Raw genomic sequence first — 7,735 nt, 5'->3', positions numbered from 1 at the left:
GCCACGCGCTCGGCCACGTACGCCATGATCTCCTCCTCGGTCAGCGTCGCGCCGGGCTTGCGGACGATGAACGCCTTCGGCACCTCGCCCGCCTCCTCGTCCGGGCTCGGGATCACGGCGGCGTCCGCCACGGCGGGGTGCGACTGCACGACGGCTTCGAGTTCCGCCGGCGCCACCTGCAGGCCCTTGTACTTGATGAGCTCCTTCACGCGGTCGATGACGTAGTGATAGCCGTCCTCGTCCACGTATCCGACGTCGCCGGAGTGGAGCCAGCCTTCCTCGTCGATCATGTCGGCGGTGGCTTCGGGGCGCTTGTGATAGCCTTTCATCACCTGCGGGCCGCGCATCCAGAGCTCGCCCGGCTCTCCCGGCGGCAGGTCCTCGCCCGTGGTCACGTCCACGATGCGCACCTCCGTGTTCGGCAGCGGCACGCCCACCGAGGTGATGCGGATCTCGCGGTCGCGCGTGTTCATGTGCGTGACGGGGCTCGTCTCGGTCAGCCCGTAGCCCTGCCGCACGGTGCAGCCGAGCCGCTCGGCGCAGCCCTTCGCCACCGACTCCGGCAGCGGCGCCGCGCCCGAGAAGATGTTCTGAAGCGCCGAGAGGTCGTACCGGTCCACGAGCGGATGCTTGGCGAGCGCCAGGATGATCGGCGGCACGAGGTGCGCGTACGTGACGCGGTACTTCTGGAGGATATCGAGGAACTGCTCGAGATCGAAACGCGGCATCGTGACGATGGTGGCGCCCGTCGAGAGGCACATGCTCATGACGACCACCATGCCGTAGATGTGGTAGAAGGGCAGGATCGCCATGAGCACCTCGTCCCGGTCGATCTTTTCGACGGCGAGCGCCTGCGTGATGTTGGCGACGAGGTTGCGGTGCGTGAGCATGACGCCTTTGGGCAGCCCCGTGGTGCCGCTCGAATACGGGAGCACCGCCAGATCCTCGCCCGGATCGATGGCGACCTCGGGCGGCTCACCGCCGCTCTGCATCAATTCGGCGAACGGCGTGGCCCCTTCCGCTTCGCCGAAGACGAACACTTCCTGGATGCCCGCACTCCGGGCCGCTTCCGTGGCCTTGTCGAGAAAGAGCGGGATGGTGATGAGGCGCTTTGCGCCGGCGTCTTCGAGCTGGTGCGCAAGTTCGTCCGCCGTATAGAGCGGGTTGATGGTGGTGATGATCCCGCCGAGCATGTTGACGGCATAGAAGAGCACGGCGTACTCGGGCAGGTTCGGGCTGAAGATGGCGAAGACGTCCCCTTTGCGGAAGCCGCGCGCGTGCAGCCCGGCGGCGGTCTTTCGGATGGCGTCCACGAGTTGTCCATAGGTGTACGTGCGCCCGGTCGGCCCTTCGATGATCGCGGGCTTGTCGGCATACTCGGACACGTTTCGGAAGACGAACGGCATCAAGGCCACGTCGGGGATCGTTACGTCGGGGAAGGGGCTTCGATAAATCATGCAGGCGGTCTCCAGTTTGGGGAGGGACTGTGGAGATGGGTTCGGTATATATTAATGCGAGGAAGCCGCCTTCGCAACTGTGGGGCGTCAGGGGCTCGCGTTCGCTCGCATCGAAGCCACACCCCCAAACATCCGCACCCCCAAACACCCGTGCGACACGACGCCCGGCATGACCGAAAGCGACCCTCTTTCAGAATGGGAGATTCTCCTATTGCAAGCCTGTCCGGATTGATCTATCTATTAATTATCAACTTGCGCATGATCCCGATCCGTAGTGCCCATGCAGATCATGACAGAGTGGACCCCGATAGCCGTGCTCCTCGGAAAGGGGGATTCGGAAAGAACGGCGCAGCCCGTACCGGAAGAGACCGACACGGTGTTGGACGGGCTTTTCCTCGCCTTCGCGAAAGCGCGCGTGGCGCTGACCGAGCCCAAACCCTCTTCGGACGTCTCTTCGCCCGCGCCCTGACGCGCTTCTCCGACCCGGCGTGAGGGGCGGTCTCAGCCCTCCATCCGCCGCCGCTTGCGGATCACGCAAAAAGCCATTTCGAGCGCCTGTTCACTGTTCAGCCGCGGATCGACCGACGATTTATAGGCCCGGTCGAGGTCGTTTTCGTCGAGCCCGCGCGCGCCGCCGATGCACTCGGTCACGTCTTCGCCCGTCAGCTCGAAGTGAACGCCGCCGAGGTGCGTGCCCATGGCCGCATGGACGTCGAAGGCGAGCTCGAGCTCGGCGAGGATGTTTTCGAAGCGCCGCGTTTTCAGGCCCGAGTCGGTCATCTCCGTATTGCCGTGCATGGGGTCGGAGCACCAGAGCACCGTCCGGCCCGTGGCCCGCACGGCATCGATGAGCGGGGGCAGGGCATCCTCGATGTGATCCGCGCCGAAGCGGGTGATGAGCGTCAGGCGGCCCGGCTCGTCGTCGGGGTTGAGGAGGCGGACGAGGTCCTTCAGCCACGAGGTCGTCATCGCGGGGCCGACCTTGACGCCGATCGGGTTGGCGATGCCGCGCGCGTACTCGAGGTGCGCGCCGTCGATCTGCGCCGTGCGCATGCCGATCCACGGGAAATGCGCCGAGAGGTTGTACATCCCCGTCTGATGCGGCGCCCGTCGGGTGAGCGCCTCTTCGTAGGGCAGGAGCAACGCCTCGTGGCTCGTGAAGAACTCGACGCGCTCCAGATCGCTCAGCCGGGCATTCGAGACGGTCTCCATGAACCGGAGCGCCTCCATGATGGAGGCGACGATGGCCTCGTAGTCGGCGGCGAGCGGCGAGTGCTTCACGAAGTCGAGGTCCCAGTATTCCGGGTGGTGGAGGTCCGCAAAGCCGCCGTCGACGAGGGCGCGGATGAAGTTGAGGGTGAGGCCGGAGCGGCTGTAAGCTTCGAGCATGCGCCGGGGGTCGGGCGTGCGGTCGGCTTCGGTGAAGGGCCGGCGGTTGATGATGTCGCCGCGATAGCTCGGGAGCGTGCGCCCGTCGCGGGTGTCGCGGTCGGACGAGCGGGGCTTGGCGTACTGCCCGGCGAAGCGCCCGACGCGCACCACGGGCATACGCAGGCCGTAGATGAGCACGAGGCTCATTTGAAGGAGGACCTTGAGGCGGTTCGTGATCACGTCCGAACGGCACTCGTCGAAGCTCTCGGCGCAGTCGCCGCCCTGAAGGAGGAACCGCCGCCCCGTCGCCGCCTCGGCCAGCTGCCCTTTCAGCCGTTCGATCTCCCACGAGGTCACAAGCGGCGGCAGCGTGGCCAGATGCGCCAGCACAGCCTCGAGCACGGCTTCGTCGGGATAGTCCGGCTGTTGAAGCGCCGGCTTCTCGCGCCACGAAGCCGGATGCCAGTCTTGCACACCACTGATCATGGGGACTCCCTGGATACGGAACGGAACGTCTCTCGTACGCCGGAGCGCGAGGCGCGTTTCTCGGAGGCGGCGCGGGGGACCGGCGAAGCCCTCCGCGCCGCTTCTCCGGCACGCTCGCGGCCTCGTCGGACGTTTACTTGACGAGCGTCATCAGCTTCGAAGCGCTGAACGTCTCGCCTTCGACGCGGTAGACGTACAGCCCGCTCGGGAGGCCGCCCGCCTCGAAGGTGAAGCGGTGCGCCGTGTTCGGAGCCAGCGGCCCGTCGTGCAGGCGCGCCACCTCCCGCCCGAGCGCATCGAAGACGGCCACGCGCACCCGCTGCTCGTTCCGCACCATGAGCGTGAACCGTGTCTGCGGGTTGAAGGGGTTGGGGAAAGCATCCGAGAGCACGAACGCCTCCGGCAGTTCGACGAACACCTCCACCTCCGGGCTATAGACGAACGTTCCGTCGAAGTCCCGCTGTTTCAGGCGGAAGCGGTGCGGTCCCGGCCCGACGTCCTCGATGCGGAACGTGTAGGCCTGCGCTTCGCTCGTGGTGCCCGCGCCCGGCACGAAGCCCACCGTCTGCCACGTCTTGCCCGGCTCGGCGGCGGCGCGCATCTCCACCTCGAAGCCGGCATTGTTCGTCTCGCTCTGCGTGCGCCAGGCGAGCGTGACCGTTCGGCCCTCCACCCGCGCGCCGAAGCCTTCAAGCTCGATCGGCAGGAGGCCGCCGCAGACCTCCTCCGCGGCTCGTTGTCCCCATCGACCGTCCTCCCCGCTCGCGATGGTGCCGCGCGTCTGCGCGTATTCGTTGAAAACCCAGAAGCTGGCCTCGTCGTCGAAGTCGAGCGTGGTGCTCGTATAATCGCCCCATCGGTTGTCCGACCCGCCGAACGTGCGCACGTAAAAGTCATCGCCGGCGCGGAGGGTGATGGTCCCGCCCACGGCGGCGGTGAGGGGGTTGATGCCCACGTAATACGCCCCGGGGAACATCGCGGCGTTCGTGGCGGCGAACCCCATGATCGCGCAGGCGTCGTTGATCGCAATGGAGGGATAGAAGGTATAGGTGGTCGCGCCGAGGTCCTCCGCTCCCACCTCGCCCTGATTGACCAGCGACGGCGTGCCCGAGGTGCTGAGTTGCGCGAAGTGGGCGGTCTCGTGCCCGGCGTCGGCGCCCGAAGGCGGGATCATCGTGGCGACGCCCCAGAGCCGGTCGCTGCGCCAGACCGCATCGAGCAGACGGCGGTCCCCCGAGTCGATCCGGGTGGCCGTGCCCGACTGCTCGGCGTCGGCAAAGGCCGTGGCGGTGTCATCGACGTCGCCGAGGCTGACGAACGTGAGCGTAAAGCTTGCCCCCGCGCCTGCCAGCGGGCTGTCGATGCGGATCACCTGATAGAAGTCGTTCGTGCCGTCGGTCAGGCCGGAATAGCCCAGAAGCCACGTTCCGATGGTTCCGCCCGGGTCGCTGTGCACCTGCGCGGGCATCATCGTGACGTCGAAGCCGCCGCCGGTGGCGGTGGCGGGATCATAGACGAAGAGGTCGGTAGCGTCGCTGAACGTGCCGGCGTAAAAGCTGGCTTTGTCTATCGTCCGAAGCCGCTGGCCCACGGACGAGCCCGGCGAACTGCCGAACTTGAAGTGGTTGCATGTGACGTATATGGCCTCCTCGTCGACGGCGAGGCCGGGATAATCGCACCACGTCTCATCCGTGCCGATGGTGAGCTTGGCGTCGATGGTGATGGCGATCCACGTGCCGGCAGGCGTGCCCACGGGCGAGGCGGCGAGCAGGATACGGGACGCGTCGGCAGGGTCGCCGAAAGCCGCCACATCTTCGCGCTCCAGCGTCACGACCACGAAGCGGTCGGAGAAATGATCGTAGACGACCTTCGGGTCGAAGGTGAAGGTCGTCGAGCCGAAGAAGGTCTTGAAGCTCTGCAGCGCCAGCCCCGAGACGGCGCCGGTCGTCTTGTCATAAGAGGCGAGCGAGACGTTGTTGACCACCACTACGTCGCTCGGACCGGGTGCGCCGTGCGAATCCGGCGGGATGAAGATCGAGCCGCCGGTGGTGATGATGTTGTCGTCGAAATCCTGTGTCTCGAAGGAGATGACGGGCGCCGAGGACCCGGTCGGTACGGGGGCGCCGGAAGCGCCCGGCGGAGGGGCCACCACCAGAGGCTGCCCTTCGGATCCGTCCGCGAACAGGCTCCGCGCGCCCTCTTCCTCATGCGTCAGGCCGGCGAAGGCCGAGGCATACGACCGCTGCGCCGCCGTGGGCTGGAGGTCGTAAAATACGCCCCGCGCCGGGTGGTCGGGGCTGTACCCGTTGACCCATACCACGCTCGGCGGGCGGTCCGGCGCGGGCGCGCCCCCCACGTCCATCCGTTGCTGTGCCCACGCGTCGCCCGCGCAAAACATAACCACGAGCATCCCCACACTGATCCACCGTCTCCCTGCCCTTTGGTCTCTGAGAGGATCCGTAGCCTTTCTCATGATGCATGCTCCAGAGATTAGTCCGCAAAAAACAGAACCGGGGACTCCGAGGCGCCAGGGCGGCCTCTACCCATTTGCGAATATAGGGTATGCGACGAAGCAAAACGACCCTTTTCGACCTCATCCTCGTGGAAAATGGGGGTCTCGCGTTGCGTCCGATCCGCCGGCGCATGGGAACGAGCGGAGGACCGCAAGCCGAAGGACGAGCCCATGACCTCGGCGAAGGGAGGCCCCTGACGCGGGCGGCGCATGCCGGGAGGGCGAGTAAAGGCAAGACCGGCCTATCGGTTGGCGGCGGCGGCCTGCTTTTCCCACGTGAAACTGTCGGACTGGTCGGCGATGGGGAAGGAGCCGATCGAGGCGGTGGTGGTGTACGTGCCCGCCGGCGCGGTGTCGGGGACCTTCTGCTCGATGGTGCGGCTGAACGTCGTGCCCGCCGCGACCGTCATGGGGACGGGGCCGCGCGTGATGCTGATGTTGTTCGGTCCGGCGACGTTGATCCACAGTTCGATGGTCTGATCGACCGCCGAACTGTTCGTGATGTCGATGGTGTAGTCGAACCGTCCGCCTTCGGGGGGCATGACGATGGGACCGCCGACGGCCACGACGCTCACCGTCAGGTCCGGCGGGGGATCGCCGAGGGCGGCATCGACCTGAAGGAGGCCGAAGCCGCTGTCGTCGTCGAAGCCGGCGGCGCCCATGTCGAGGGCGGCGCCTTCGAGAGCGGCATAGAGGGCCGAGGGGGACAGCGTGGGGTTGAAGTCGAGCAAGAGCGCCGCCGCCGCCGCCGCGTGCGCCGCTGCGGCCGAAGTCCCCGAGAAGTTCGGGAAGCCGTCGGGCTCGGTGTCGTCGCCGAAGAAGGTGTTGTTCCCTTCGTCCGGCGCGACGATCTCCGGCTTCTGCCGCACCTCGTTGACCGGGTTGTCGTTCAGGTCGAAAAGGATCGTCGTCGTTCCGGCGGAGGAGAACGATTCGAGCACGGGCGGATCCACGCCGAAGGCGGGCGTCTGATCGTACGCGGCGGCTCCCACCGCCTCGGCTCCGTCGGCGTTGGCGTGGCCGAAGAGCGTGCCGCTGTCCGTGGTGAACTCGTTGACCGTCCCTTCGAAGTCGAAGATCACGTACTTCACGAACGTGGGGTTCGGGCCGGAGAAGCGGTTGATGAAGAGGTTGAACGAGGTTTCGCCCGAGCCGACGGGGTTGAAGAACGTGAACGTTTCCACGGGATCGCCGCCCACATTCGAGTCGATGCCTCCGGTGAGCGCGCCCGAGGGCGGGTCGTCATAGAGAAAGATGTCGAGGTCGGTGCTTGCGCCGGCGCCGCCGGTGGCCGAGGCGTACGGCTGATCCCACTGAAAGGCCACGGTGATGCCCGTGCCCTCCGGGATGGTGATGTTCTGGAAGAAGTCGCCGCCGCCGAACTCGTGGGAGGGGAGGCCGAAGATGGGGTCGTTGCCCGGCGTATAGTTGGCCTCATAGCCGTCGCGTCCTTCGTTGCCGGCGGCGGAGAAGAAGGCCGCGCCCGCCGCCACGGCCGCATCGACGGCCTGCGCGACGATGCCGTCCTGAAACATGGGTTCGGTGAGGCCCGCCACGTCGTCCACGAGGACGTCCGCCCCGGCGGCGACGAGCGCGTCGATGCCGGCGGCGTGGCCGGCCTGCCCGCCGAGCGCGGTGTGGAACGCCAGCGCCGCTCCCGGGGCCACGTCGGCGACGACCTGCATCATGGCGCGTCCTTCGTCGGCGCATGCGGGGTCGGGCGCACACGAGCCGGTGTCGTCGAGCACGGAGACGCCGGCGGGCAGGTCGCCCGAGGCCACGTCCGCCGCGGCGCCGCCGAGCTGGTTGTAGCTGTCGGAGAGGACGCCGACGGTGACGCCCGCGCCGTCGATGCCGAAGGAGGCGCGCGCCGCATCCGAGTGCTGCGCCACGTCGCCTTGCGTGTCCG

At 67.1% G+C, this 7,735-nt stretch carries 5 protein-coding genes; 1 reads left to right on the top strand and 4 read right to left on the bottom strand.

What is annotated here, in order from left to right; translation table 11 throughout:
• On the bottom strand, positions 1-1,457 hold a 1,457-nt coding region (locus tag AC1HIY_RS00910; RefSeq protein ID WP_479574819.1), incomplete at its 3' end, for an AMP-binding protein.
• 280 nt (positions 1,458-1,737) lie between these two features.
• Here AC1HIY_RS00910 and AC1HIY_RS00905 point away from each other — a divergent pair.
• Positions 1,738-1,926: a hypothetical protein gene (locus AC1HIY_RS00905; protein ID WP_479574818.1), complete on the top strand. Its 189-nt coding sequence runs from the start codon at positions 1,738-1,740 to the stop codon at positions 1,924-1,926.
• Positions 1,927-1,958: 32 nt separating this feature from the next.
• On the opposite strand, the gene AC1HIY_RS00900 is transcribed toward AC1HIY_RS00905, so the two are convergent.
• The 3 genes from AC1HIY_RS00900 to AC1HIY_RS00890 form a co-directional block, all read right to left on the bottom strand.
• Entirely contained in the window at positions 1,959-3,314 is a 1,356-nt protein-coding gene (locus tag AC1HIY_RS00900; protein ID WP_479574817.1) for a class II 3-deoxy-7-phosphoheptulonate synthase, read from the bottom strand.
• Between the two features lie 133 nt (positions 3,315-3,447).
• The gene (locus AC1HIY_RS00895) at positions 3,448-5,724 is read right to left on the bottom strand and encodes a T9SS type A sorting domain-containing protein (RefSeq protein ID WP_479574816.1); all 2,277 of its coding nucleotides are present in this window, start codon (positions 5,722-5,724) and stop codon (positions 3,448-3,450) included.
• A gap of 344 nt (positions 5,725-6,068) precedes the next feature.
• The coding region (locus AC1HIY_RS00890; RefSeq protein ID WP_479574815.1) for a S8 family peptidase at positions 6,069-7,735 on the bottom strand (1,667 nt) is incomplete at its 5' end.

The organism is Rhodocaloribacter sp. (assembly GCF_056451265.1).
This window is presented reverse-complemented; position numbering and strand designations above follow the sequence as displayed.